Source organism: Euzebya sp. (genome assembly GCF_964222135.1).
In the GTDB taxonomy this organism is placed as follows: domain Bacteria; phylum Actinomycetota; class Nitriliruptoria; order Euzebyales; family Euzebyaceae; genus Euzebya.
Genome location: NZ_CAXQBR010000084.1, coordinates 33685 through 58340, shown reverse-complemented (window position 1 = coordinate 58340; position 24656 = coordinate 33685). Strand labels below are relative to the sequence as shown.

The following is a 24656-nucleotide window of genomic DNA, read 5'->3' as shown; positions in this document are numbered from 1 at the left end:
CCCGACCCTCAGCCGGCGCGGTCGGCGGCGTAGTCGGTGAGGTAGACCAGGCCGTCGAGGACCGCGTCGTACGCCGGCGCCAGGTCCAGCCCCTCCAGCGCCTCCTTCGCCTTCGCGGCCTCGGCGCGGGCCAGGCGGCGGGCGGACTCGAGCCCCTCGTGGCCGCGCAGCACCTCGAGGGCCTTGACCACGTTGGCCTCCGTCGGGTCGGCGAGCAGCCCGGCGAGCGGGGAGTCGGCCCCCTCGACCTCGAGGGCGAGCAGCACCGGCATGGTGTGGACGCCCTCGCGGAGGTCCGTCCCCGGCACCTTGCCCGAGTCGCTGGACGGCGAGGCGATGTCGAGCACGTCATCGGCCAGCTGGAACGCATAGCCGAGGTGGTGGCCGAAGCGGGTCAGCGCCTCCACCGCCGACGGCGCCTGCCCGCTGAGCAGCGCCCCGAGCCGGCAGGACGACCGGATGAGGGACGCCGTCTTGCCGTCGATCACGTCCAGGTAGTGCGCCCGGTCGGGCTCGATCCGGCGGGCGCCGTGCACCGCGGCGTCGAGCGACCCCTGGACCTCGAGGATCTGCCCCTCGGTCAGCTCGGTGATCGTCCGCGCCATGATGCGGGTCACCTCCACCCCGAGGGTCGCGGACAGCTCCGAGGCCCGGGCCAGCAGGAAGTCGCCGGTCAGGATCGCGACGGTGTTCGACCACTTGACGTGGCTCGACGCGATGCCGCGGCGGGTGTCGGCCGCGTCGATCACGTCGTCGTGGTACAGCGTCGACAGGTGCACCAGCTCGACGATGACACCGGCGGACACCAGGTCGGGATGGGTCGGCTGGGCACCGCCGGCCATGCCGCACAGCATCACCAGCATCGGCCGGAACCGCTTGCCGCCCGCGTCGGAGAGGTAGTGCGCGGCGTCGTCGACCAGCGGGTTCGCGCTGATGACCGTCTCGCGCATCTGCGCCTCGACGGCCAGCAGCCCGGGTCGGAGGTCGACGCCGCGCTCGGCCCCACGCGCGGTGAGGTCCTCCAAGGCCTGCCCGGAGATCGCCATCAGGACGCGAACGTACCTGCCTGCTCCGCCAGGCTCACGATCACGCCGGGCACCACGCCGAGGACCACGACGACCGCTGCGGCGATGCCGAGGCCGGCCATCGCCGGTCCGGAGTGGGTCGGGTCGGCCAGCGAGCGGGACAGCTCGGTCTCCTCCTCGACGAACATCGACGCGAGGATCCGCAGGTAGAAGAAGCCGGCGATCACGCTCGACACGACGGCGACGCCGACCAGGGCGTACTGGCCCGCCTCGATGCCGGCGCGGAACACCGCGAACTTGGCGGTGAACCCGGCGGTGCCCGGGATGCCGGCGAGGGCCAGCAGGAACAGGCCCATCGCCATGGAGGGGCCGGGGTAGCGCCGACCGAGCCCGCGCAGGTCGTCGAGGGTGAGGACCTTCCGGACCCGGCGCTCGAACAGCGCGACGACGCCGAAGGAGCCGATCGACATGAACGTGTAGATCAGCAGGTACAGCAGCATCGCGCTGACGGCCTCGCGGCCGACGCGGTCCGAGCCCGACCCGAGCGACACCAGCCCGATGGCGACGTAGCCGGCGTGGGCGATGGCGGAGTAGGCCAGGATCCGCTTGACGTCGCGCTGCACGACGGCGAGCACCGCCCCGCCGAGCATCGTGACGACGGCCATGCCGGTCACGACCGGTCCCCAGGTCAGCTCGAGGGGGGCGAGGGCGCCGACGAACACGCGGATGAACGCGGCGAACGCCGCGGCCTTCGTCGCCGCGGCCATGAAGCCGGTGACCGGCGTCGGGGCGCCCTGGTAGACGTCGGGGGTCCAGAAGTGGAACGGGACCAGCGCGGTCTTGAAGCCGAAGCCGACGAGCATCAGCACCAGCGCGGCGATGACGATCCCCGTCGGGGTCGACAGCGACGACAGCGCGGCGCCGACCTCGGGGATGTTCGTCGAGCCGGTCACCCCGTAGGTGAGGGCGATGCCGTAGAGCAGGATCGCGGAGGAGAAGGCGCCCAGCAGGAAGTACTTGAGCGCGGACTCCTGGGAGACGAGGTCCCGCTTGGCGAAGCCGCTCAGGATGTACAGGGCCAGCGACAGGATCTCGATGGCGATGAAGACCATGATCAGGTCGTTCGCCGACCCGAGGAGGGTCATGCCGGTCGCCGCGAACATCAGCAGCGGGTAGAGCTCGCCGCGGTGGATCTGGCGGTCCTCGAAGTAGGCGAAGCCGATCGGGATCGCCGCCATGCCGGCGAGGCACACGGTGAACCGGGTGAACAGCGCCACGCCGTCCATCGCGACCATGCCGCCGAGGAAGCTGTCGGTGCCGACGAACAGCTGCTGGGGATCGGCGGAGGAGGCGAGGAGCCCGTCGTAGACCGTCCACTGCCAGATGCTGACGCCGAGCGCCGCGGTGAACCCGAGGAAGGCGAGGATCGCCCCGAGCGTGCGGGGCCGGTCCTGCCACAGCCCGGTCAGGGCGAACTGCAGGACGGCGCCCAGCGCGACCAGGCCGGCCAGCAGCGGGACCTGGCTGTCGGGGTCGCCGGAGTTCTGCCAGAACGCGATCCCGCAGCACGCGAGGATCACGCCGCCGATCAGGAACGACGCCTGCAGCTTGTCCTTGCCGGCGGTGTCGAGCAGCAGGGCGAGCAGGCCGACGCCGAAGAGCACCAGCTCGGGGCTCAGCGCCCCCCACGGGAAGTCGGGGATGGTCACGCCCCCGCCGATCTGTGCGAGTAGGACGGTCACTCAGATGCCTCCGAGACGTCGTCACCGGCACCCGCGGCGGCGAGGTCGGCCTCCACCTGGGTCAGGACCTGCTCGACCGACGGGGTGACGCGGTCGTACAGCGGCTTGGGGTACAGCCCGATCACCAGCATGAGGACGAGGAGCGGCGCGACGACGGCCACCTCGCGCGGGGTCAGGTCGGTCATGGTCGCGGCGTGCCCACCGACCGGTCCGTGGAACATCCGCTGGTAGGCCCACAGCAGGTACAGCGCGGCGAAGATCACGCCGAAGGCGGCGGCGACCGCCGCCCACGGCACGGTCTGGTAGGTGCCGATGAGGATCGGGAACTCGCCGACGAAGCCGTTCAGGCCGGGCAGGGCGATGGACGACATGACGGCGAACAGGAACAGCCCGCCGAACACCGGCGTCGACTTCATGAGGCCCGAGTAGTCGGCGATCATCCGCGAGTGCGTCCGCTCGTACATGAACCCGATGAGCAGGAACAGGCACCCGGTGGTCAGGCCGTGGTTGACCATCTGCACCACCGCGCCGCCGGCCGCGGTCGGCTGCAGCGCGAAGATGCCGATCGCCACGAACCCGAGGTGGGCGACGGACGAGTACGCGACGAGCCGCTTGACGTCGGTCTGCACCATGGCGACCAGCGCCCCGTAGAGGACGCCGATGACACCAGCCGCGAGGATCGGGCCGGCGTACAGCTCGGTGGCCTCGGGGAACAGCGGCAGGTTGAAGCGCAGGAAGCCGTAGCCGCCGATCTTCAGCATGACCGCCGCCAGGACCACCGAGCCGACCGTCGGCGCCTCGGTGTGGGCGTCCGGCAGCCAGGTGTGGAGGGGGAAGAGCGGCAACTTGATCGCGAAGGCGATGAAGAAGGTCCAGAACAGCCAGATCTGCTCGGTCCGCGTCAGGTCGAGGGCCATGATCGCGTCGTAGTCGAACGTCCCGCCGGCGGAGAAGCTCAGGTACAGGATCCCGAGCAGCATGAACAGGCCGCCGACCAGCGTGTACAGGAAGAACTTGACCGACGCGTAGCGGCGGTTGGCCCCGCCCCACACGCCGATGAGCGCGTACATCGGGACCAGCATGACCTCGAAGAACACGTAGAAGAGCAGCAGGTCGAGGCCGAGGAACACCCCGATCAGCGCCGACTCGAGGGTCAGCAGCGCCAGGTGGAAGCCCTTGGCCCGCTCGGTCTGCTCCCAGGCCGCGAGGACGACGAGCGGCATGATCACCGCGGTCAGCACCACCAGCAGCAGGCTGATCCCGTCGACGCCGAGGCGGTAGGTGATGCCCCACTGGGGGATCCACTCGACGGACTCCTCCAGCTGGAAGCCGGCCTCGCCGACCTGGAACTGGACGACCAGGACCACGGCCAGCACGAGGGTGACGACGGTCCCGGCGAGGGAGACGAGGCGGAGCTGCGCGGTGTCGCGGGGGCTGAGGAGGGCGAGGACGACCGCGAACGCCGCGGGCACGGCGATCAGCGCGGTCAGCAGTCCGACGTCCACGGTCTACGAACCTCCCAGGTAGGCCGCGGCGACCAGGACGCCGAGGAACGCGGTGCCGGCGAGGATGCCGAGGGCGTAGGACCGGACGTAGCCGGTCTGCGTGCGGCGCAGCAACCCGGCGACGCCGCGGGTCAGGCCGGCGGCGCCGTTGACCAGGCCATCGATCCCCCCGCGGTCGGCGCGGGCGAAGCCCCTGGCGAGCGCACCGCCGCTGCGGACGGTGACGAGCTCGTAGGCCTCGTCGACGTAGAACTTGCGGCGGGCGATGCCGACCAGGCCGGCGCCGGTCCCGACGGTCCCCATGTCGACCGCGCGGTACATGAAGAAGGCCCCGACGACGCCGACCGCGAACGCCGCGAGCGCAGCCGGCACGTGCAGGCCGACCGGGATCCAGGTCTCGACGTGCTCGAACGGCGCGACCGTGCCGGCCAGCCACCCGTGCAGCCAGCCGTCCTCCGGGCTGAGGTTGATCACCCCGCCGACGGCCGACAGCACCGCGAGGACGCCGAGGGGGAGGGTCATCGACAGCGGCGACTCGTGCGGGTGGACGCCGTCCGGCCAGCGCCGGTCGCCCAGGAAGATCAGCATGAACCACCGGGTCATGTAGAAGGCGGTGAGCGCGGCGACCCCGATGCCGAGGATCCAGATCAGCTCCCCGCCGGCGGTCTCGGCCGCCGACGCGAGGATCTCCTCCTTCGAGAAGTAGCCGCTGAGGAACGGGAAGCCGGCGATGGCGAGGACGGCCACGAACGACGTGATCGCCGTGATCGGCAGCTTCCGGGCCAGCCCGCCCATCAGCCGGATGTCGGTCTCGTCGGCCATGGCGTGCATGACCGAGCCGGCGGCCAGGAAGAGCAGGGCCTTGAAGAAGCCGTGGGTCAGCAGGTGGAAGATGCCGGCGGTGTGGTCGCCGACGCCGACGCCGATGAACATGTAGCCGAGTTGGCTGACCGTCGAGTAGGCCAGGATCTTCTTCAGGTCGACCTGCGCGCAGGCGATCGCCGCCGCGACGAACGCGGTCGCGCCGCCCACCCAGGCGACGACCAAGCCGACGTCGAAGGTCGCGGCGGCGGCCTCGAACAGCGGCGACGAGCGGGCGATCAGGTAGACGCCCGCAGTAACCATCGTGGCGGCGTGGATCAGCGCCGAGACCGGCGTCGGGCCGGCCATCGCGTCGGGCAGCCAGACGTACAGCGGGATCTGGGCGCTCTTGCCGGTCGCGCCGACCAGCAGCAGCAGGCAGACGGCGACCAGGGTGCCGCCGGCGGCGGTGCCGACCTGGGGCAGGACCTCGTCGAAGCTCAGCGACCCGAACGTCGCGAACAGGACGAACATCGCGATCATGAACCCGACGTCGCCGATGCGGTTCGTGACGAAGGCCTTCTTCGCCGCGGCGGCGTACTCGCGCTTCTCGAACCAGAAGCCGATCAGCAGGTAGGAGCTGAGCCCGACCAGCTCCCACCCGACGAAGAGGGTGAGGAAGCTCGCGCCCAGGACCAGGACCAGCATCGAGGCGGCGAAGAGGTTGAGGTACGCGAAGAACCGCTCGTACCGCTCGTCGTGGGCCATGTAGCCCAGCGAGTAGATGTGGACCAGCAGCCCCACGCCGGTGACCAGCAACAGCATGACCGCGCTGAGCGGGTCGACCAGCAGCGACCAGTCGACGGTGAACCCGGCGATGTCGAGCCACTGCGCGACCTCGACCACGAAGGTCCGGTCGCCCTCGGGCTGGCCCGACAGGTGGAGGAAGATGAGGACGGCGTGGGTCAGGGCGTAGCCCATCGCGCCGATGGCCAGCCCGGAGGACAGCCGGCCGAGGCGGCGGCCGGCGATCAGCAGGATGCCGGCCATGACCGCCGGCACGACCGGGATGAGCCAGGCCAGGTCGATCGCGGCGACGCCGGCGTCGGTGATGACGTGGCTGAACGGCTCGGCGCCACCCTCGGCGGCCAGGACCAGTGCGGAGGTGCCCATCACGCGCGCAGCCTGTCGGCGTCGTCGGCGTCGATCGAGGCGCGCAGCCTGAAGAGGTTCACGATCAGGGCGAGGCCGACGGTGACCTCGGCGGCGGCGACCACCATCACGAAGAAGCTGAGCACCTGCCCGTCGAGGTTGCCGTTGAGGCGGCTGAACGCGACCAGGGTCAGGTTGACCGCGTTCAGCATGAGCTCGATGCACATGAAGATCACGATCAGGTTCCGGCGGATCAGCACGCCGACCACGCCGATGGAGAACAGAGCGGCGGCCAGCAGCAGGTAGTACCCGGCCGGGATGCCGGCTTCGGGGCTCACGTGGCCTCCTCGTCTGTCGACGTCGGGTCGTCCGCGCCGTCGGGCGCGGGTGTGGTGGTGTGGACCAGCTCGGGGGTCGAGCCCGGGGGCTCGGCCTCGCCGACGTCGACCAGGTCGGCCAGGGAGTCGGTCCGGCGCCCCAGCACCATCGCACCGATCGCGGCGATGACCAGCAGGACGCTGGTCACCTCGAAGGGCCACACGTAGTCGGTGAACAGCAGGCGGCCGATGCCCTGCACGTTCCCGCCTGACTCCGCCGCGTTGACCTCTTCGAGGCCGGCGCACGGCTGGGCGTCCGCCCCCTCCTCCGCGACCGCAGCCGTCACCTGCTCCGAGCGGTTGCAGGCGGAGTCGGTGCCCATGTACGGCCCGGCGATCGTGCCGGTCAGCGCCACGAACAGGCCGGCGCCGAGCAGGATCGCGGCGACCTTCTGCCCGCGCAGTCGCCCTGGCCCCAGCTCGGTCTCGCGGTCCACGCCGAGCAGCATCAGCACGAACAGGAACAGGATCATGATCGCGCCGGCGTAGACGATCACCTGGATCGTCGCGAGGAACTGACCCTCGAGGATCGCGTAGAACACCGCGAACGTGAAGAAGTTCACGACCAGCATCAGCGCGGCGTGGACGGGGTTCTTCAGGATGACGACCGCCAGCGCAGCGGCGAGCGACAGCGGCGCGAGGATCCAGAAGAGCCAGAACTCCGCGGCCCCCGACGAGGTCGTCTGCGCCGCGTCGGCGGCCTGCGCCAGCAGCGCCGCGCTCATCGCCCAACCCCCGTGCTCGCGCACCGGGGTTTCCCCCCGGCCTGTCCAATGACCGCTGACGCGCTCATGCGATGACCTCGTCGTCGCCGTCGTCGCGGGGGTCGACCCCGGCCTCCATCGCGTCCTCCGGCTTGGTCACCGGGTTCGCGGGAGGGTCGGCGGCGAGCAGCCGTCCGTCGCCCGGCTTCTTCCGGCGGGGGTCCGAGCGGTAGCCCTCGGCCTTCGAGACCAGCGGCAGCTGCCCGGCGAAGTTGTGCTCGTAGTACTCGAGACCGCGCGCGGCCACCTCGGCGTCGGTGTGCGGCGTCGGCTGGGCGCCCTCGGGGAGGGGGGCGAGCAGCTGGTCCTTCGTGAAGATCATCGCCTCGCGCGAGTCCTGGCTGAGCTCGTACTCGTTCGACATGGTCAACGCCCTGGTCGGGCACGCCTCGATGCACAGCCCGCAGAAGATGCAGCGCAGGTAGTTGATCTGGTAGTCGACGCCGAAGCGCTCACCCGGGGAGTAGCGGGCGTCCGGGGTGTTGTCGGCACCCTGGACGAAGATCGCATCGGCCGGGCAGGCCCACGCGCACAGCTCGCAGCCGACGCACTTCTCGAGCCCGTCGGGGTGGCGGTTCAGCACGTGCCGTCCGTGGAAGCGCGGCTGGGTGGCGCGCTTCACCTCGGGGTACTGGACGGTGGACACCGGTCTGAACATCGTCTTGAAGGTCAGACCGAAGCCCTTGCGGAGGGCGTTGAACATGATCAGGTCACTCCCGCGGGTCGGGACGTGTCGACGTCGGCATCGTCGTCGGGGAGGTCGTGGGCGTCGTCGGCGCGGCCGGGCTCGGTCACCTGGGAGCCCCCGGGCGCCGTGCCGGGGTCGGTGCGCACCGGCGAGCCGCCGCCCCCACCGCCGCTGCCGCCGCTGCCGGCGGCCGGTTCGACCTCGGCGTCCTCACGGCTCGCGAAGAGGGGGGAGACCAGGTACAGCAGCACCGCGACGCCGATGATGATCGCCGCCCACGTGCCGAGGGTCGGCAGCGGGTCGTCGACGGTGCGGGCCCAGCTGCGGATGACGACCGCGAAGCCGGTCAGGAACACCCAGGCGATGCCGAGGGGCAGCATCACCTTCCAGCCGAGCGTCATCAGCCGGTCGTAGCGGAAGCGCGGCAGGGAGCCGCGCATCCAGATGTAGATGAAGACGAAGACCCAGACCTTCGCGGTGAAGTACACGATCGGCAGCACGATCTGCGCGGTGGTCGCCAGCCAGCCGTCGCCGGCGGGCACCGGCCCGGACGGCCCGCCGAGGAACATCGTGACGATGATGGCGCTCATCGTGATGACGTTCATGAACTCGGCGAGGAAGAACATCGCGAACTTGGCAGCCGAGTACTCGGTGTTGAACCCGCCGACGAGCTCGCCCTCTGCCTCGGGGAGGTCGAAGGGCGGGCGCTGGATCTCCGCGGTCGCCGCGATGAAGAACAGCACGAACGCCGGGAACATGGGCACGAGGTGCCAGGCGGGGATCAGGTTGAGGATCGGGATCGAGTCGGTGATCAGGCTGCCCTGCTGGGCGGCGACGATGTCGCTGACCCGCAGCGAGCCGGTGTAGATGAACACCGCGCCGACCGCGAGGCCCATCGACAGCTCGTAGGAGATCATCTGGGCCGACGACCGGACCCCGCCGAGCAGCGGGTACTTCGAGCCAGACGACCACCCGGCGAGGACGATGCCGTAGACGGCGAGCGACCCCGTGGCGAGGGGCCAGAGCATGCCGATCTCGGGGTCCCAGATCTGCAGGCTGATGTCGCGGCCGGCGAGGGCGAAGTCGCCGCCGATCGGGATCACCGCGAAGGTGACCATCGCGATGATGGCGCTGACGAGCGGGGCGGCGAAGTAGACCGGCTTGTCGACGCCCTTCGGGAGGATGTCCTCCTTGAAGAAGAACTTCGCGCCGTCGGCCAGCGTCTGCAGGATGCCCCAGGGACCGAGCCGGTTCGGGCCGAGGCGCGACTGCATGCGGGCGACGATCCGCCGCTCGGCCCAGATCAGGACCGCCGTGGAGAGGAGGAAGTAGGCCCACCCCACGACGACGACGGCCAGGACGATGAGGAGGTCCCACCCGTCGGTGATGGCATCGACTGGGAGCATCAGGCGTCTCCTGCGGGCACGTCGGGTTCGGGCGGGTGGGGGACGGCGGCGCTGGCGCTGATCGCGACCGGCGGGTTGCCGGGTCCGAGGTCCAGGCGGGTGGAGGTGGGGACGACCACCGTGCCCGGAGCGACCGACGGCGTCAGGTGCAGGTGCAGGTCGACGGCCCCGTCGGGACCCGTGACCGTGACGACCTGGCCGTCGGCCAGCTCCGCACCGGCCAGCGCACCGCCCTGGCCGAGGTCCTGGGGGTTGACCCAGACCCGGTGCGGGGGGGCGCCCGCCGCGAGCTCCTCGGCGCCGGTCAGCATCGTGCCGCCCTGCAGGAGGAACGGCACCGCCACGCTGAGCAGCGGGTGGTCGGCGGTCGGCTCGGCAGAGCGGCGCTGCGGGGCCCCGTCGCCCGAGTCGTCGACACGGGTGGCCGGGCCGCGCTCGTCGGTGGCGGCCATCAGCGGCGCGGCCTCGCGGCGCACGTCGTTGGCGGTCTCCCAGCCCAGGTCGGTGCCCATCGCGCGGGCGACCTGGCGGATGACGTCCCAGTCCTGGAGGGTCTGGCCGACCGCGCCGACGGCCTGCGGCCAGGCCTGGCGCCGTCCCTCCCAGTTGGTGAACGAGCCGACCCGCTCCGGTGGGGCGGCGGCCGGGAACACGATGTCGGCACGGCGGACCGACTCGGTCGGCAACAGGTCGGTCGCGATGACCGTCCCCGCAGCTTCGAGCGCCCGGCGGGCGAGCGCCGGGTCGGCGAAGTCGGTGACGGGGTCGACGCCGATCAGCCAGAGGACCTCGATGGTCCCGTCGGCGACGTCGGCCAGGATGCCGGCGGCGTCGCGGCCAGGGGCGTCGGGCACGCGACCCCACACCTCGGCGACCGGCCCGGGGGCGTCGAGCGGCCGTCCGCCGGGCAGCGTGCCCGGCATGAGGCCGGCCTCGACCGCGCCGCGGGCACCGGGGCGGCGGGGCACCCAGGCGAACCCGGCGCCTAGGCCCTCGGCGAGGTCGCGGGCCGCCGGGAGGGCGCCGGGGCTGGCGCTCAGCCGCTCCCCCGCCAGCACGACGGTGTCGGCGCCGAGCACGTCGGTGATCGGGTCGAGGGCGTCAGCGGACCGGTCGGCGAGCGCGGCCAGGACGTCGGCCTCCCCACCCGGTGCGGTGGGGATCCACTGCCAGGCGATCTCCTCGAGGCGGCCGAGGACCGGCCCCACGACGACGATCTTCTGGCCGCGCCGCCGCCACGCCTTGCGGAGCCGGAGGAACAGCGTCGGCAGCTCCTCGTGGGGCTCGAGCCCGGCGATGACGACCGTCGGCGCCTCCTCGACGCGCTGGTAGGTCACGTCGGTGGTCGCGGCGAGCGTCGGCAGGACCGCCAGGTCGTCGGCGTGCGGATCGGTCCGGAAGTCGACGTGGTCGGTGCCGACCACGTCGCGGGCGAAGCGGCTGACCGCGTACGCGTCCTCGTCGGTCAGGCGTCCGCCGGTCAGGATCGCGACCTTCCCCGGGTCGACCGCGGCGATCGCGTCCGCGGCGCGCTGCACGGCGGTCACCCACGACGCGCGGTGGAGGGCCCCGGTCTCACCCCGGACGAGGGGGTCGGTCAGGCGGTCGGGGCTGTGCACGAACTCGTAGCCGTAGCGGGTCTTGTCGTCGATCCAGGCGTCGTTGACGGCGAGGTTCGTGCGGGCCATGACCCGCTCGATGCGGCCGCGCCGGACGTCGTGGCGGATGTTCGCCCCCGACGCGTCGTGGTAGGCGATGCCGGGGACGCGGCGGAGGTCGAACGGGCGCGCCTTGAACCGGTAGCTGTTCGAGGTCAGCGCGCCGACCGGGCATATCTGGACGACGTTGCCCGAGAAGTAGGAGTCGTACGGCTTGTCCGCGTAGATCGCCACCTGCTCGAGCGCGCTGCGCTCGAACAGCTCGATGAACGGCTCACCGGAGATCTCCTTCGCGAACCGGGTGCAGCGGGCGCAGAGCACGCAGCGCTCGCGATCGAGGGAGATCTTCGCGTTGATCGGCAGCGCCTTGGTGTAGACGCGCTTCTTGTCCCACATCCGGGAGTCGGCGGTGCCGTTCCGGAGCGACTGGTCCTGCAGCGGGCACTCCCCGCCCTTGTCGCACTGCGGGCAGTCGAGGGGGTGGTTGACCAGCAGGAGCTCCATCTGGGACTCCTGGTAGGCCCGCGACAGCTCGCTGACCTCCTGGGTCCGCACGACCATGTCGGGGCGGACCACCTCCGAGCAGGCGGGCGTGGGCTTGCGGGCACCCTCGACCTCCACCAGGCACTGCCGGCAGGCGGCGACCGGGTCGAGCAGCGGGTGGTCGCAGAAGCGCGGGATCACGATGCCGAGCTGCTCGGCCGCGCGGATCACCAGCGTGCCGGGCTCGACGGCGATCTCGGTGCCGTCGATCGTCAGCGTGACCAGGTCCTCTGCACCTTCAGACATGTCCCACCCCCACCATCATCCGCGGTCGGTCGCTCTGGGCGTTGTCGGCGATCGCCGGCGCCCGCGGTTCGAGGTGCTCGGGCAGGCGCCCGTGGGCGATCAGGTGCTCGTACTCGTCCCGGAAGTACTTGAGTGACGAGGCGAGCGGCGACACCGCCCCGTCGGCCAGGGCGCAGAAGCTGCGGCCGAGGATGCTGTCGCACATGTCCGCGAGCGTGTCGAGGTCCTCGGCCATGCCCCGCCCGGCGAGGATGCGCTCGAGGATCTGGCCGACCCAGAACGTCCCCTCGCGGCACGGCGTGCACTTGCCGCACGACTCGTGCTCGTAGAAGCGCATCCAGTTGAGCGTCGCCTCGACCACGGAGGTCTTGTCGCTGAACATCTGCATCGCGCCGGTTCCCATCATCGAGCCGGCCTGGGCGATCGAGTCGAAGTCCATGGGGATGTCGACGTGCTCGTCGGTGAGCAGCGGGGTCGACGACCCGCCCGGGGTCCAGAACCGCAGGGAGCGGCCCGGCAGCATGCCGCCGCAGGCGTCCTCGATGATCTCGCGGGCGGGGGTGCCCATCGGGTACTCGTAGTTCCCCGGCCGCACCACCTCGCCGGAGACGCAGAACAGCTTGGTGCCCGGGGAGCGCTCGGGCCCCCACTGCTTCCACCAGTTCGCGCCGTGCAGCATGATGTGGCCGGCGGCGGCGATCGACTCGACGTTGTTGATCACCGTCGGGCTGGCGTACAGCCCGGCGACGGCGGGGAACGGCGGTCGCAGCCGGGGCTGGCCGCGGCGTCCCTCGAGGGCCTCGAGCAGGGCCGTCTCCTCACCGCAGATGTAGGCACCCGAGCCGTAGTGGAGGGTGATGTGGTGGCTGAAGCCCGAGCCGAGGATGTCCTCGCCGAGGTACCCGTTCGCGTAGGCGGCGGCCAGCGCCTCCTCGATCCGGATGCCGGGGAACAGGTACTCGCCGCGGATGAAGATGAACGAGCGCGGGCTGTTGAGCGCGTAGGCGCTGCAGATGATCCCCTCGATCAGCTGGAACGGGTCGCGCTCCATCAGCTCGCGGTCCTTGAACGTGCCCGGCTCGGACTCGTCGGCGTTGACCACCAGGTAGATCGGCTTGCCGGTGTCCTGGGGGACGAAGCTCCACTTCAGGCCCGTCGGGAAGCCGGCGCCGCCGCGGCCGCGCAGTCCGGAGTCCTTCACCACGTCCCGCATGGCCGCGGGGTCGGAGTCGAGGACCGTGCGCAGCGCCTCCCACCCGCCGGTGCGGGTGTAGCCCTCCAGGGTGTGGGCGTCGGGCTGGTCGTAGCGCTGGGACAGGACCTTCACCTGCGGCATCAGCGGCCCTCCTCGTCGGTGGTGGTGTCGGCGTCGTCGGCGCCCTCCGCCTCGGTCCCCTCGACCGCGGGGTCGCTCCCGCTCGGCGCGGCCTCCTCGGCGACGCGCTCGGCGTCCACGCCCTCTGCGGCCGCGGCCTCCTCGACGGACTCCTGGGTCCCGAGGTCGTCGACGCCGCCGGCGTCCTGCGCGGGCACCTCGTCGGGCTGCTGCCCGTTCCGTCCCGGCGGGGTGAAGGCGACGATCGTCGGGGCGATGCCGGGACCCACGTCGGGCTGCGGCACGGCGCCGTGCTCAGCGGTGGCGAGGCCCAGGCGCTGGCCGGGGCCCTCGGGGTCGATCGGGCCGATGCCGGCCAGGCGGTGCGAGGCCTCGCGCACGCCCGGGGGGATCATGCCGCGGGTCGGCTCGGGGACGTCGCCGGCGCGGATCCGGTCGACGAGCTCGACGGCCTCGTCGACGTCGACCATCTCGTAGTTGATGTAGTCGACGCTGATCAGCGGCGCGCCCTCGCAGTTGCCGAGGCACTCGGCGTGCTCGAGCGTGATCGTGCCGTCCTCGGTCGTCTGGTCGTGTCCGACCCCGAGGTGCTCGCTGACCCGGTCGTAGACCGCCTTGCCGCCGCGCACGGCGCAGGCGAAGTTCGTGCAGATGCTCACCAGGTGGCGGCCCATCGGCTCGCGCTTGTACATCGTGTAGAAGGTCGAGACCGCGGCCACCTCGGCCTTGGTCAGGTCGAGGAGCTCGGCGCACTCGGCGATGCCGTCGTCGGAGACGTAGCCGTCCTGGTGCTGCACCAGGTGCAACAGCGGCAGGAGCGCGCTGCGCTTGACCGGGTAGCGGGCCACCAGGCCTTCGGCCTTCTCTCGATTCTCGGGTGAGAACACGTTGTCGGACTCCTGAGTTCTGAGCGGGTGACGATCACCCGCGACCGTCACCGGTCTGCGCACCTCGCGACCGTCACCGGTCTCTGCGACCTCGCGACCGTCACCGGTCGACGCCACCCATCACCGGGTCGAGGCTCGCCACGGCCGCGATGACGTCGGCGACCAGCAGGCCGCGGGTGATCGCGCCGATCGCGCCGATGTGGATGAAGGATGGGTCCCGGACGCGGACCCGGTAGGGCATGTTGGTCCCGCTCGACGTCACGTGGTACCCGAGCTCCCCGCGGGGGCTCTCGACGGCCTGGTAGGCGGTTCCCCTCGGCACCTCGAACCCCTCGGTCACCAGCTTGAAGTGGTGGATCAGGGCCTCCATCGACTGACCCATGATCTTGCCGATGTACTCCTTCGCGTTCCCCAGGCCGTCGGGGCCGAGGGCCAGCTGGGCGGGCCAGCCGATCTTCTTGTCCTGCACCATCACCGGGCCGCCGGGCAGCCGGTCGAGGGCCTGCTCGACGATGCGGAGCGACTGGCGCATCTCCTCGATGCGGACCAGGTAGCGGCCGTAGCAGTCGCAGGTGTCGGTGGTGGGGACGTCGAAGTCGTACTGCTCGATGCCGCAGTAGGGGTGGGTCTTCCGCAGGTCGTGGGCCAGCCCGGTCGAGCGGAGCACCGGCCCGGTGACGCCGAGGTCGAGGCACTGCTCGCGGGTCAGGATCCCGACGCCGACGTTGCGCTCCTGCCAGATCGGGTTCTCGGTGATCAGGTCCTCGAACTCGCCGATCCGCGTGCGGGTGCCCGCGACGACCTGGCGGGCCCGCTCGACGAAGTCCTCGGGGACGTCCTGGGACACGCCGCCGGGCCGGATGTAGGCGTGGTTCATCCGCAGGCCGGTGACGAACTCGAAGATGTCGAGGATGTCCTCGCGGTCCCGGAACCCGTAGATCATCGCCGAGGTGCTGCCGAGCTCCATGCCGGTGGTCGCCATCGCGATCTGGTGGGAGGCGACGCGGTTCAGCTCGGTCATGATGACCCGGATCGCCTGGGCGCGCTCGGGCACCTGGTCGGTGATGCCGAGGAGCTTCTCGACGGCCAGGCAGTACCCGAGCTCGTTGTGCAGCGGGGACAGGTAGTCCATCCGCGTCACGAACGTGACGCCCTGGGTCCAGGGGCGGTACTCGGTGTTCTTCTCGATCCCGGTGTGCAGGTAGCCGATCACCGGCTGGTTGTCGACGACGGTCTCGCCGTCCATCGTCAGGACCATCCGCAGCACCCCGTGGGTCGAGGGGTGCTGGGGCCCCATGTTGATGACCATGAGGTCGTCCTCGACGGCGTCGGGCAGGTTCTGCCACTCGCCGACCGCGGACACGGTGTACTCCCCGCCGTGGGGCTCGAGGGTGCCGGTGCGCGCCGGCGTGACGTCCTCGGTCTCGTCCGCCCAGCCGCCCGGGGTGTTGGTGTCAGACATGTGCTCGTGCCTCAGTACGTGCGCTCGTCGGGCGGCGGGATCGTCTTGCCCTTGTACATGACCTCCACCCCGCCGAGGGGGTAGTCCTTGCGGTGGGGGTGGCCCACCCAGTCCTCGGGCATGTGGATCCGCGTGAGCCCGGGGTGGTCGTCGAAGATGATCCCCGCCATGTCGTAGACCTCGCGCTCCATGAAGACCGCGGACGACCACAACCCGGCCGCGCTGGGCAGCGACGAGCCCTCGGCGTCCGGCACCCGGACGCGGACCCGGAACCAGTGGTGGAGGGTGGCCGACCGCAGGACGTAGTTGACGTCGAAGCGGCCCTCCGCGACCTCCTCGGTGAACTCCGGCCAGCCGGTCGTCTCCTGCAGGTTCTCCCGGATGAGGCCGCCGGGCCAGTGCACGGCCGACAGGTCGCTCAGAAGCTCGCAGGACACCCGCTCGTCGTCGCGGCAGAACGTCAGGACGTCGAGCAGCGCCTCCGGCGCCACCTCGAGGGTCAGCTCGCCGCGGTGCTCGGTCGCGCGGGTGCCGGGCAGCGCGTCGGTCAGGACCTCGCGGAGCTCCTGGAGCTGCAGCGACAGACCGGACGCCCCGGCGGTGTCCTCGCGACCCTCGGTGTAGGCGCCGCTCAGGCCTTCGCTCTGTCCGGTGGTCTCCGACCCGGTCATCGGGCGTCGTCCCCGTCGAGGACCGCCCACGACGAGCCGGGCTTGCCCTGGGCCTGCAGGCGCTGGCGTTCGAGGACCACGTCCGAGCGGGAGGAGCGGCCGCCGACGACGGCCTCCTTCGGCATGATCCGGTGCAGCGCCGGTGCGGTCATGTCCGGCTCCTCGACGGTCTCGCCGTCGACCCAGCCGGTCCGCTTCCGGAAGTCCGCCATCGACTCGCCCTCGCGCGGGCGCTCGACGAGCTGCTCGTTCCGCATCTTGTCGTGCAGCTTCAGGATCCCGTCGAGCAGCAGCTCGGGGCGCGGGGGGCAGCCGGGGACGTACATGTCGACCGGGACGACGTGGTCGACGCCCTGGACGATCGCGTAGTTGTTGAACATGCCGCCCGAGGACGCGCACACGCCCATGGCGATGACCCACTTCGGGTCCGCCATCTGGTCGTAGAGGTTCCGCAGGACCGGGGCCATCTTCTGGCTGACCCGCCCGGCGACGATCATCAGGTCGGCCTGTCGGGGGGAGGGGCGGAACACCTCCATGCCGAAGCGCGCCATGTCGTAGTTGGCGCCGCCGGTGGTCATCATCTCGATCGCGCAGCACGCCAGGCCGAAGGTCAGCGGCATCGGCGAGCCGGCCCGGGCGTTGCCGATCAGCTTCTCGACCGTGGTCAGCAGGACGCCGTTGGGGAGCTTCGACTCTATTCCCACTCGAGACCCCCCTTCCGCACGACGTAGAAGAACGACTCGAGCAGCAGCGCGAGGAACACGCCCATCACCGCGAGCCCGTACCAGGACAGCTCGCCCAGGACGGTCGCCCACGGGTACACGAAGACGGCCTCCACGTCGAAGATGATGAACAGCATCGCCACCAGGTAGAACTTCACCGGGAAGCGCTGGCCGGCAACCGCCGTCTCGGGGTCGGGCAGGATGCCGGACTCGTAGGCGGCGCTCTTCGTCGGGTTGGGGTTCTTGGGCCCGAGCTTCGCGGAGACCAGGACGCTCGCGACGACGAAGACCGTCGCCACGGCGAAGAGCAGCGCGATGGGCAGGTACTCAACCAGCACTTCTGCGACTCACTTCCTCGGTCGGGATCGGGGCTCACCGGCGCAGTGGGGCCACCAGTCTGCGTGCCCGGGGTCGACCTGCAGCGGAGCCCGTGCAGGGCGGGGCCGCAGCCTAGCAGCCGCCCCTCGCCATGTGAAAGGCTTCACAAGCCCTCCGGGCGGTTCGGACGGGGTGGTGGATCGGTAGCCTCCACGGCGATGGGGCACCCCGCCGACACCTCCGACAGCCCCCAGGACCCCCCTGGTCGCCGCGCCGACGATCCCGCCCTCGCCCGCCCGCTGAGCCTGTGGGACGACGCCGAGGAGCCCCCTCCCCCACCGGACCTCCAGGCGGCCGGGGGACCCCACGGGCCGTACGGTCCGGGTGGGGACATGCCGCTGCCATCCGAGGCCGAGGCCCGGCGCCGCGCCGCACGGGCCGCGTCCCGACCCACCGCACGTGCCGGCCGCGCGGTCCGGCAGCGGGTCAGCGAGCTGTTCGGCGCCGGCGGACCGGCGTTCAGGACCCTCGCGAACGCCCACGCCGCCTCCACCGCCGGGGACACCCTGGTCGCGGTGGCCCTGGCCAACTCGCTGTTCTTCCAGGTGCCGTCGGCGGAGGCGCGCGGCAACGTCGCGCTGTACCTCCTGCTGACCGTCGCGCCGTTCGCGGTGATCGGGCCGCTGCTCGGGCGGGTGTTCGACCGGGCCGGCGCCGAGCGGGCCATCCTGATCGGGTCCTCGCTGATCCGCGTCGTGGCCGCGGCGGCGCTGGTGCCGCTCGCCGACGGCATCTGGCTGTTCCCCCTCGCCTTCACCTTGCTCGTCCTGTCGCGGGTGCACGGCATCAGCCGGTCGGCGCTGCTGCCCCAGGCCCTCACGAACGCCATCGCGCTGGTGACCGCGAACGCGAAGCTGGCCCAGATCAGCGTGATCGGGGGCGCGCTGGCCGCCCCCATCGGCGCGGGGCTGGCGCTGGTGTCCTCCCAGGCGGTGCTGGTGGCCGCCGCCCTCGTCTTCGGCGTGGCCACGTGGCAGTCGATGGCCCTGCCGACGGTGGACGTCACGCCGGAGGACGACGAGGGCGACCCCGAGCCGCCCCCCCTCCCCCTGCGGACCGCGACGCCGCGCACCCAGCGCCTCGCCGACCTCCCGCAGGCCACCCGGGAGGAGGGCGGGGGGGCCGACGTGGAGGTCGAGGGGGTCGACGGGTCCCGACCCGACCCGCGGGTGACCACGCAGCTCCGGTTGGCCCGGTTCGCCACGGCGGTCGTACGGCTGCTCAACGGGTTCCTCGTCCTCCTGCTCGCCTTCGCGTTCCGCGACGTCGAGGCGCCGCTGGCCGACTTCGGCGCGGTGCTGGCGGCCGCGGGCGGCGGGTACGGGCTGGCCGCCCTGGTCGCGCCGGTGCTGGAGCGCGCGCTGCGGGAGGAGCCGATGGTGGTCGCCGCGCTCGCGGTCGAGGCGGCCGCCGCCTTCGTCGCCGGGCAGTTCTTCGGGCTGCCGGCCGCGGCGTTCCTGTCCCTCGCGGCGGGCTACGCCTGGGGCACGGCGAAGTTCGCCTTCGACGGCCTGCTGCAGACGATGGTCGCACCGCGCGACCGCGGCCGGGCGTTCACGCGGTCCGAGACGATCTTCCAGCTCGCGTGGGTCGCCGGCGCGGTGGTGCCGACCGCGCTGACGATCGAGGCCCACATCGGCCTGGTCATCGCCGGCGTGGTCGCGCTGGTCGCCCAGACCCTGTACGTGTCCAGGCTGCTGCAGCGGGTCTGACCGCCGGGGCGGAGCCCCCCGGGACCGCTACCGTGGAGGGGTGTCCACCATCGCCCCGTCGCCGGGGTTGGGGTCGCCTCGCCGTTGGGCGGTGTTCACCGCCGGTCTGTGCTGCCTCATCACCGGCATCGCCCTCACCATGGCCGCCGACCTCGGCGTCGGGTCCTGGCAGGTGCTCGAGACCGGCCTGGTCGAGCTGACCGGCGCGAGCTTCGCCGCCGTCGCCGTCGTCGAGTCGCTCATCGTCCTCGTCGTCGCCTGGGTGTGGCTGGGGCAGCGCCCGTGGATCGCGACCGGCGTGCTCGCCTGCGCGGGCCTCGGCATCGGGGCGCTGCTCGAGGTGCTCGGCACGCCGGAGACCGTCGCCGGCCGGGTGGGCCTGATGGGCGTCGGCATGGCGCTGCTCAGCATCGGCGTCGCGTTCTACCTGGCCTCCGACCTGGGCGCCTCCGCGCAGGACTCGATCTTCGTCGGGCTGTACCGGCGCTACCGGCTCCGCCCCGGCCTCGTCCGCTTCGGGCTCGACGCCGGCCTCGTCGCCGTCGGCGTCGCGATGGGCGGCCAGTTCGGCCTGGGCACCCTCGTGGTGACGCTCGCCCTGCCGCTCGTCATCGAGCCCGCGCTGCGGCTGGGCCACCGCCTGGCCGACACCCCCCTGCCGGAGTCCCTCCGCACCTGATCGGCGTGCCCTGACCCGCGGGCACGATCGGGGCCTTCTTCGCCGTGAGGCGAGAGAGGCCCCGATCGGGGTCCCCGTCGGCGGCCGCCCGTGCGGTCGGTATCGCGCTCGACCACGTCGGGTAGGGCGTGTGCCATGGACGGCGACCCCACCGACCGCGACCGCGATGACGCAGCCCCCGGCGACCACCCGCCGAAGGCCGACCGCCCCGGCGGACCCGGCCAGACGGGCATGAACCCCGTCGGCTCGGGCCAGGAGACCCCTGCGCCGGCCGGCGACGCCCCGCAGGAGGACGAGACCACCCGGGAGCGTCGGTCGCACCTGCGGGAGAAGGGCGGGGAGTAGGCATGCGGACCCAGCACGTCGACGTGGCCGTCCTCGGCGCCGGTTCAGGAGGGGAGCGGCTGGCCACCGAGCTGGCCGGCCGCGACGTCGACGTCGCCGTCGTGGAGCGGCGGCTGGTCGGCGGCGCCTGCCCGTTCGTCGCCTGCATCCCGTCCAAGGCCATGCTGGTGAGCGCCGCCGCGCGGGCGACGGTGGGCGCCGCCGAGGACCTGGGCGCGACGGGCGGCCCGATCGTCCTGCAGCCGGGCGCCGAGGCGTTCCTGCGGGCCGTCCGCCGTCGCGACGAGGCCGCGGCGGGTCACGACGACGGCGACCACGTGAAGAGCCTGCACGACGCCGGGGCGCAGCTCATCCGGGGGGAGGGCCGCGTCACCGGCGCCGGCTCCCTCGAGGTGGTGGGACCGGACGGCACGACGCAGGTGGCCTTCGACCACCTCGTGATCGCGACCGGTTCGCAGGCCGTCGTCCCCGACGTGCCCGGCCTGGCCGACGCCACGCCCTGGACGTATGAGGAGGCGTGGACGGCGCGTCGCCGTCCCCGGTCGATGCTCGTCCTCGGCGGCGGACCGGTCGGGTGCGAGATCGCCCAGGCGTACGCGCGGTTCGGGGCCGACGTCACGCTGGCGGACGCGTCCTCGCTGCTGGGGGGCGCCGAGGAGCCCGAGATCGCCGCCGACCTGCGGCGCGCGCTCGAGGACGACGACGTCACGGTCCTCGAGGGCGTCGACCTCGACCGCGTCGAGCCGGCGGACGGCGGCCACGTCGCGGTGTTCGGTGACCGGCGTGTGGCCGTGGACCAGATCGTCGTGGCGATCGGCACGCGGCCCCGCACCGGCGGGCTCGGGCTCGAGCGCCTGGGCATCGACCCCGACGACCTCCGCACCGACGACCGCTGCCGCGTGGAGGGGGCGGATGACGTCTGGGCCATCGGCGACGTGACCGACGTCGCGCCCTTCACCCACACCGCGAACTACCAGGCGGCGATCGCGGCGGCCAACCTCCTGGGCGAGGACGCGACCGCGGACTACCGGGCCATCCCGCGGGCCGTCTACACCTCCCCCGAGGTCGCGGCGGTCGGGCTGACCCGCGAGCAGGCCGAGGAGGCGGGGATCGATGCGGTCTCGGTGGCGTTCGACCTCGGCGCCACCGCCCGGGCGAGCGTGGAGGGTGTCGCGGCTGGACGGCTCGTGCTGGTCGGCGATCGCAGCGACCGGACGCTCGTGGGCGCGTCGCTGGCCGGGCCCTCGGCCGGAGAGTCCGTCAGCGAGTTCGCGCTCGCGATCAAGGCGCGGGCGACCGCGGACCTCCTCGCCGACCTCGTGCACCCGTTCCCCACCTGGACCGAGGGGTTCGGTCCGGCGATCGAGGACCTGTGCGATGCCCTCGACCGCGGAGCCCTCGACCGCTGACGTCGCGGCCGGCGGGGCACACTGGCCCCATGCCGACCTCCGTCGAGATCACCGGGGACACGATCAAGCTCGGCCAGCTCCTCAAGCTGGCCGACGTCGTCGACCAGGGCGCGGACGCGAAGGCGCTGCTGGCGGAGGGGCGCGTCACGGTCAACGGCGAGGTCGAGGTCCGGCGTGGTCGTCAGCTGTCGCGAGGCGACGTGGTGGCCGTCGACGGGACGGCGCTGACCGTCGGCTGAGCGGACCGCCGGGAGGTCAGGCGGAACGGATCAGACGGCGGGGACCACGCGGCTCAGGGTGTTGATCACCACGTCGGTGACGTTCCGGTTCGAGTCGTTGACCAGGTGGGCCATCGTCCGGAACACGAAGTCCATCAGCCGCCGTCGCGGCATCCCGTAGGTCGTGCACAGCCGCATCACGGTCGGGTTGGCCATGACCTCGAGGAAGATCCGACCGAGCTGGAAGTAGCCGCCCCACGTCGCGCGCAGCTCGGCGGGGTAGGCGGCCAGGGCGGCGTCGTCGCCGGTGCGGAGCGCGCGGTCGATCGCGCGGGCCGCCATCTCCGCGGCTTCGATGGCGTAGCTGATCCCCTCGCCGTTGAAGGGGTTGACCATGCCGCCGGCGTCACCGACCAGCACCGCGCCGCGGACCACGTGGGGGTGCCGGTTGTGCCCCATCGGCAGGCCGGCGCCCTTGACCCGCCCCTCCCGGGTGTCGGGGCCCATCCCCCACTCCGGCGGGAAGCTCGCGACCCAGTCGTCGAGGACCTTGCGGTAGCTGGTCGACTGGAAGTGCTCGGACGTGGAGATCAGCCCCCAGCCGACGTTCACCAGCCCGTCGTCGAGCGGGAAGATCCAGCCGTACCCGGGCAGCAGCTCGCCGTCGGGGTTCCGCATCTCGAGGAACCCCTCCATGTGGTCCATGTCCGCGCGGGGGCTGCGGTAGTAGGCGCGGACCGCCGCACCCATCGGGCGGGTCTCGTCGCGGTGGACGCCGAGCTCGATCGCCATGCGGGACGAGCCGCCGTCCGCCAGCACGACCGAGCGGGAGCGGATCGCCCCGAGGCTGCCGTCGGCCCGCTCGAAGACCACGCCGGCGACCCGGTCCTCACGCGCCGTCGCGTACAGGGGTGCGATGGCGCGGGTCTGCTCCCACACGTGGGCGCCGGCGCTGGCGGCGTTCTTCGCCAGGGTGTGGTCGAACAGCGCGCGCGTCGCGGTCACCGAGTGGGTCGGGAAGCGCTCGGTCTCGGGCCACGGCATGTTCCAGGTGACCCCGCCGCCGTACATGCGCAGGCCGATCTGGCGGGCCCACCCGTCGGGGGTGCCCTCGGCCTCCTCGCGCAGGTCGAGCAGCCGCAGGGCGTGGACGGCGCGGGGGGTCAGACCGTCCCCGCAGACCTTGTCGCGGGGGAAGGACTCCTTCTCGAGCACGATGACGTCGTGGCCGAGTCGGGCCAGGAAGTACCCCGCCGCCGCGCCACCCGGCCCCGCCCCGACGACCACGACGTCGGCGGCCTCGATCGGACCGGTCAGCTGGTGCGGGGTGTGCGGCATCACGGTGACCATCACGTCCGAGGGTACCCAGGCGCGCGGGCCAGGAGCGCCCGGACCGCGACCGCGTCCATCGCCGACGTCCCGACGGACTTGTAGACCGTGATCGCCTCCGCGGGCCGTGCTGCGCGGACCCGTCCGGTGACGAGCTCGGGCAGGTCGGCGGTGACCGCGTCGGCGGTGATGGCGCCCTCGGCGATGGCGAGGAGGACGTCGCCGGCCTCGTGCGCCGCGGCGTCCCGGTCGTCGACGACGATCACGTCGGCGGCGGCGAGGAGGTCCGCGGCGAGCTCCCGCGTGTCCGGCGTGAACGCGCCGATCGCGGTGACGTGGGTGCCCGGCCCGATGTCGGCGGCACCGAGGAGGGGTGTGGGGCTGTTGGTGCAGGCGCACACCACGTCGGCACCGGCTGCCGCTGCCCCCGGGGTCGCGGCGGTCGTGGCGGCCAGGCCCAGCTCGTCAGCCCCGCGCGCGGCCATCGACTCGGCCCGTGCCGGTGTCCGGTTCCAGACCCTGACCGCCGTGATCGGGCGCACCGCCATGGCGGCGAGGAGGTGCGCCCAGCCCTGCGCACCGGCCCCGAGGATCGCCGCGGTGGCGGCGTCGGGGCGGGCGAGGAGGTCGATCGACAACCCGCTGTGCGCGGCGGTGCGGACCGCGGTGACCGCGGCGGCGTCGACGGTGGCGAGGGGCGTGCCGGTGGTGGCGTCGAGCACCAGCACCAGACCGTCGACGGACACCTCGGCGTCGGGGAAGACGCCGACGACCTTGGTCGTGAAGATCGCCGGGTCGGTGCCGTCCGCCGGGAGGTGGCAGGGCATCACCCCGATCTGGCCGGGCATCCCCGCAGGCCGGTGCCAGGTCCGCTCGGCGGCGGACACGCCGCCGGCCGCCACGGTCGTCGCGGTGCGGCGCGCGACCGAGACGGCCACGGCGGGCGGCAGCAGCCGGTGGACGTCGGCGGCGGTCAGGTGCAGGGGTGCGTGGCCGGTCACCCCGCCAGTGTGTCGGTAGCGTGCCCCACATGGCCGACGAGACGACGCCCGCCCACGCCGAGCTCGAGCAGCGGGTGATCGCGCTGGCGACATCGCTCGACCCCGACGTCGAGGTGATCCGGATCGACCCGGACCTCGCCGACACCGCGGCGTTCTGCGACGCCTACGGGTACGAGCTCGAGGAATCCGGCAACTGCATCCTCGTCAGCGCCAGGACCGGCGAGGCGGCCCACGCCGCCTGCCTGGTGCAGGCCACCCGGCGCCTGGACCTGAACCGGCACTCACGGCTGGTGGTGGGGGCGCGCAAGGCGAGCTTCGCGACCCCCGAGGACACCGTCGCGGTGACCGGGATGATCCCGGGCGGGGTGACGCCGATCGGGCTGCCGCCCGGTCTGCCGCTGTTCATCGACGCCCCGATCACCGAGCTCGACCGCGTGATCGTCGGCGGCGGGGGCCGAGCGGTGAAGCTGCGGCTGTCCCCCGCCGCGCTGGTCGACCTGCCGGGCGCGACCGTGGCGGACATCGGTCGGGATTGACAGCGGGCTGCGAGGGGCCCCTCCCCGCCGTGTCGGCCGCTCGCGGCGACGGCGGCGGGGCGGA

The 24656-nt window shown here is 72.3% G+C and carries 22 protein-coding genes and 1 pseudogene; 6 read left to right on the top strand and 17 right to left on the bottom strand.

The window, feature by feature from the left end; translation table 11 throughout:
* Positions 1-8: 8 nt before the first annotated feature.
* The 15 genes and pseudogenes from ACEQ2X_RS18565 to ACEQ2X_RS18495 form a co-directional block, all read right to left on the bottom strand.
* The gene (locus ACEQ2X_RS18565) at positions 9-1046 is read right to left on the bottom strand and encodes a polyprenyl synthetase family protein (RefSeq protein WP_370327346.1); all 1038 of its coding nucleotides are present in this window, start codon (positions 1044-1046) and stop codon (positions 9-11) included.
* The gene (locus tag ACEQ2X_RS18560; protein ID WP_370327345.1) at positions 1046-2767 is read right to left on the bottom strand and encodes an NADH-quinone oxidoreductase subunit N; all 1722 of its coding nucleotides are present in this window, start codon (positions 2765-2767) and stop codon (positions 1046-1048) included. Before ACEQ2X_RS18560 ends, ACEQ2X_RS18565 begins: the two co-directional genes overlap by 1 nt.
* Positions 2764-4272 carry an NADH-quinone oxidoreductase subunit M gene (locus ACEQ2X_RS18555; RefSeq protein ID WP_370327344.1) on the bottom strand — a complete coding sequence of 503 codons (1509 nt, stop codon included), beginning with the start codon at positions 4270-4272 and terminating at the stop codon, positions 2764-2766. Before ACEQ2X_RS18555 ends, ACEQ2X_RS18560 begins: the two co-directional genes overlap by 4 nt.
* Positions 4273-4275: 3 nt before the next feature.
* Positions 4276-6246 (bottom strand): NADH-quinone oxidoreductase subunit L, encoded by a 1971-nt coding sequence (nuoL, locus tag ACEQ2X_RS18550; RefSeq protein WP_370327343.1) that lies wholly within the window; start codon positions 6244-6246, stop codon positions 4276-4278.
* Positions 6246-6563, bottom strand: coding sequence for an NADH-quinone oxidoreductase subunit NuoK (gene nuoK, locus ACEQ2X_RS18545; protein ID WP_370327342.1), 318 nt, complete (start codon positions 6561-6563; stop codon positions 6246-6248). Before nuoK ends, nuoL begins: the two co-directional genes overlap by 1 nt.
* Entirely contained in the window at positions 6560-7327 is a 768-nt protein-coding gene (locus tag ACEQ2X_RS18540) for an NADH-quinone oxidoreductase subunit J (RefSeq protein WP_370327341.1), read from the bottom strand. Before ACEQ2X_RS18540 ends, nuoK begins: the two co-directional genes overlap by 4 nt.
* Before the next feature lie 64 nt (positions 7328-7391).
* Positions 7392-8069 carry an NADH-quinone oxidoreductase subunit NuoI gene (gene nuoI, locus ACEQ2X_RS18535; protein WP_370327340.1) on the bottom strand — a complete coding sequence of 226 codons (678 nt, stop codon included), beginning with the start codon at positions 8067-8069 and terminating at the stop codon, positions 7392-7394.
* A gap of 2 nt (positions 8070-8071) precedes the next feature.
* Complete coding sequence (locus tag ACEQ2X_RS18530) at positions 8072-9460, bottom strand: NADH-quinone oxidoreductase subunit H (RefSeq protein ID WP_370327339.1); 1389 nt, start codon at positions 9458-9460, stop codon at positions 8072-8074.
* The gene (locus tag ACEQ2X_RS18525) at positions 9460-11907 is read right to left on the bottom strand and encodes an NADH-quinone oxidoreductase subunit G (RefSeq protein ID WP_370327338.1); all 2448 of its coding nucleotides are present in this window, start codon (positions 11905-11907) and stop codon (positions 9460-9462) included. Before ACEQ2X_RS18525 ends, ACEQ2X_RS18530 begins: the two co-directional genes overlap by 1 nt.
* A complete protein-coding gene (gene nuoF, locus ACEQ2X_RS18520; protein WP_370327337.1) occupies positions 11900-13243 on the bottom strand; it encodes an NADH-quinone oxidoreductase subunit NuoF in 1344 nt (447 codons plus the stop codon). Before nuoF ends, ACEQ2X_RS18525 begins: the two co-directional genes overlap by 8 nt.
* Entirely contained in the window at positions 13243-14130 is an 888-nt protein-coding gene (locus ACEQ2X_RS18515; RefSeq protein WP_370327336.1) for an NAD(P)H-dependent oxidoreductase subunit E, read from the bottom strand. The genes nuoF and ACEQ2X_RS18515 overlap by 1 nt, the downstream gene beginning before the upstream one ends.
* A gap of 100 nt (positions 14131-14230) precedes the next feature.
* Complete coding sequence (locus tag ACEQ2X_RS18510) at positions 14231-15592, bottom strand: NADH-quinone oxidoreductase subunit D (protein WP_370327335.1); 1362 nt, start codon at positions 15590-15592, stop codon at positions 14231-14233.
* 11 nt (positions 15593-15603) lie between these two features.
* Positions 15604-16263 (bottom strand): NADH-quinone oxidoreductase subunit C, encoded by a 660-nt coding sequence (locus tag ACEQ2X_RS18505; RefSeq protein WP_370327334.1) that lies wholly within the window; start codon positions 16261-16263, stop codon positions 15604-15606.
* 191 nt (positions 16264-16454) lie between these two features.
* Positions 16455-16967, bottom strand: a pseudogene (locus ACEQ2X_RS18500) (NADH-quinone oxidoreductase subunit B family protein); the annotation flags it as partial.
* On the bottom strand, positions 16958-17323 hold the full coding sequence (locus ACEQ2X_RS18495; RefSeq protein ID WP_370327333.1) for an NADH-quinone oxidoreductase subunit A: 366 nt from the start codon (positions 17321-17323) through the stop codon (positions 16958-16960). The gene ACEQ2X_RS18495 and the pseudogene ACEQ2X_RS18500, both read right to left, overlap by 10 nt.
* Before the next feature lie 198 nt (positions 17324-17521).
* Here ACEQ2X_RS18495 and ACEQ2X_RS18490 point away from each other — a divergent pair, with 198 nt between their 5' ends.
* The 5 genes from ACEQ2X_RS18490 (at position 17522) to ACEQ2X_RS18470 (ending at position 21747) form a co-directional block, all read left to right on the top strand.
* Positions 17522-19075, top strand: coding sequence for a hypothetical protein (locus ACEQ2X_RS18490; protein WP_370327332.1), 1554 nt, complete (start codon positions 17522-17524; stop codon positions 19073-19075).
* 40 nt (positions 19076-19115) lie between these two features.
* Positions 19116-19754 (top strand): YitT family protein, encoded by a 639-nt coding sequence (locus tag ACEQ2X_RS18485; RefSeq protein ID WP_370327331.1) that lies wholly within the window; start codon positions 19116-19118, stop codon positions 19752-19754.
* 135 nt (positions 19755-19889) lie between these two features.
* Positions 19890-20099, top strand: a complete 210-nt coding sequence (locus ACEQ2X_RS18480) for a hypothetical protein (protein WP_370327330.1) — start codon at positions 19890-19892, stop codon at positions 20097-20099.
* A gap of 2 nt (positions 20100-20101) precedes the next feature.
* Entirely contained in the window at positions 20102-21508 is a 1407-nt protein-coding gene (locus ACEQ2X_RS18475; RefSeq protein ID WP_370327329.1) for an NAD(P)/FAD-dependent oxidoreductase, read from the top strand.
* A gap of 29 nt (positions 21509-21537) precedes the next feature.
* The gene (locus tag ACEQ2X_RS18470; RefSeq protein WP_370327328.1) at positions 21538-21747 is read left to right on the top strand and encodes an RNA-binding S4 domain-containing protein; all 210 of its coding nucleotides are present in this window, start codon (positions 21538-21540) and stop codon (positions 21745-21747) included.
* 30 nt (positions 21748-21777) lie between these two features.
* On the opposite strand, the gene ACEQ2X_RS18465 is transcribed toward ACEQ2X_RS18470, so the two are convergent.
* Both ACEQ2X_RS18465 and ACEQ2X_RS18460 read right to left on the bottom strand, forming a co-directional pair.
* Positions 21778-23076, bottom strand: a complete 1299-nt coding sequence (locus ACEQ2X_RS18465) for an NAD(P)/FAD-dependent oxidoreductase (protein ID WP_370327327.1) — start codon at positions 23074-23076, stop codon at positions 21778-21780.
* Positions 23076-24056, bottom strand: coding sequence for an ornithine cyclodeaminase family protein (locus ACEQ2X_RS18460; protein ID WP_370327326.1), 981 nt, complete (start codon positions 24054-24056; stop codon positions 23076-23078). The genes ACEQ2X_RS18465 and ACEQ2X_RS18460 overlap by 1 nt, the downstream gene beginning before the upstream one ends.
* A gap of 29 nt (positions 24057-24085) precedes the next feature.
* Between ACEQ2X_RS18460 and ACEQ2X_RS18455 the strand changes: the two genes are divergently transcribed.
* Entirely contained in the window at positions 24086-24592 is a 507-nt protein-coding gene (locus ACEQ2X_RS18455) for a YbaK/EbsC family protein (protein WP_370327325.1), read from the top strand.
* The last annotated feature ends 64 nt before the right edge of the window (positions 24593-24656 follow it).

Excerpts from the sequence above, each read along its gene's own strand:
- ACEQ2X_RS18565 (WP_370327346.1), bottom strand. The coding sequence starts at position 1,046 with ATGGCGATCTCCGGGCAGGCCTTGGAGGACCTCACCGCGCGTGGGGCC.
- nuoL (WP_370327343.1), bottom strand. The coding sequence starts at position 6,246 with ATGGGCACCTCCGCACTGGTCCTGGCCGCCGAGGGTGGCGCCGAGCCG.
- ACEQ2X_RS18540 (WP_370327341.1), bottom strand. The coding sequence starts at position 7,327 with ATGAGCGCGGCGCTGCTGGCGCAGGCCGCCGACGCGGCGCAGACGACC.
- nuoI (WP_370327340.1), bottom strand. The coding sequence starts at position 8,069 with ATGTTCAACGCCCTCCGCAAGGGCTTCGGTCTGACCTTCAAGACGATG.
- ACEQ2X_RS18530 (WP_370327339.1), bottom strand. The coding sequence starts at position 9,460 with ATGCTCCCAGTCGATGCCATCACCGACGGGTGGGACCTCCTCATCGTC.
- ACEQ2X_RS18525 (WP_370327338.1), bottom strand. The coding sequence starts at position 11,907 with ATGTCTGAAGGTGCAGAGGACCTGGTCACGCTGACGATCGACGGCACC.
- nuoF (WP_370327337.1), bottom strand. The coding sequence starts at position 13,243 with ATGCCGCAGGTGAAGGTCCTGTCCCAGCGCTACGACCAGCCCGACGCC.
- ACEQ2X_RS18510 (WP_370327335.1), bottom strand. The coding sequence starts at position 15,592 with ATGTCTGACACCAACACCCCGGGCGGCTGGGCGGACGAGACCGAGGAC.
- ACEQ2X_RS18505 (WP_370327334.1), bottom strand. The coding sequence starts at position 16,263 with ATGACCGGGTCGGAGACCACCGGACAGAGCGAAGGCCTGAGCGGCGCC.
- ACEQ2X_RS18490 (WP_370327332.1), top strand. The coding sequence starts at position 17,522 with ATGGGGCACCCCGCCGACACCTCCGACAGCCCCCAGGACCCCCCTGGT.
- ACEQ2X_RS18480 (WP_370327330.1), top strand. The coding sequence starts at position 19,890 with ATGGACGGCGACCCCACCGACCGCGACCGCGATGACGCAGCCCCCGGC.
- ACEQ2X_RS18475 (WP_370327329.1), top strand. The coding sequence starts at position 20,102 with ATGCGGACCCAGCACGTCGACGTGGCCGTCCTCGGCGCCGGTTCAGGA.
- ACEQ2X_RS18470 (WP_370327328.1), top strand. The coding sequence starts at position 21,538 with ATGCCGACCTCCGTCGAGATCACCGGGGACACGATCAAGCTCGGCCAG.
- ACEQ2X_RS18465 (WP_370327327.1), bottom strand. The coding sequence starts at position 23,076 with ATGGTCACCGTGATGCCGCACACCCCGCACCAGCTGACCGGTCCGATC.
- ACEQ2X_RS18455 (WP_370327325.1), top strand. The coding sequence starts at position 24,086 with ATGGCCGACGAGACGACGCCCGCCCACGCCGAGCTCGAGCAGCGGGTG.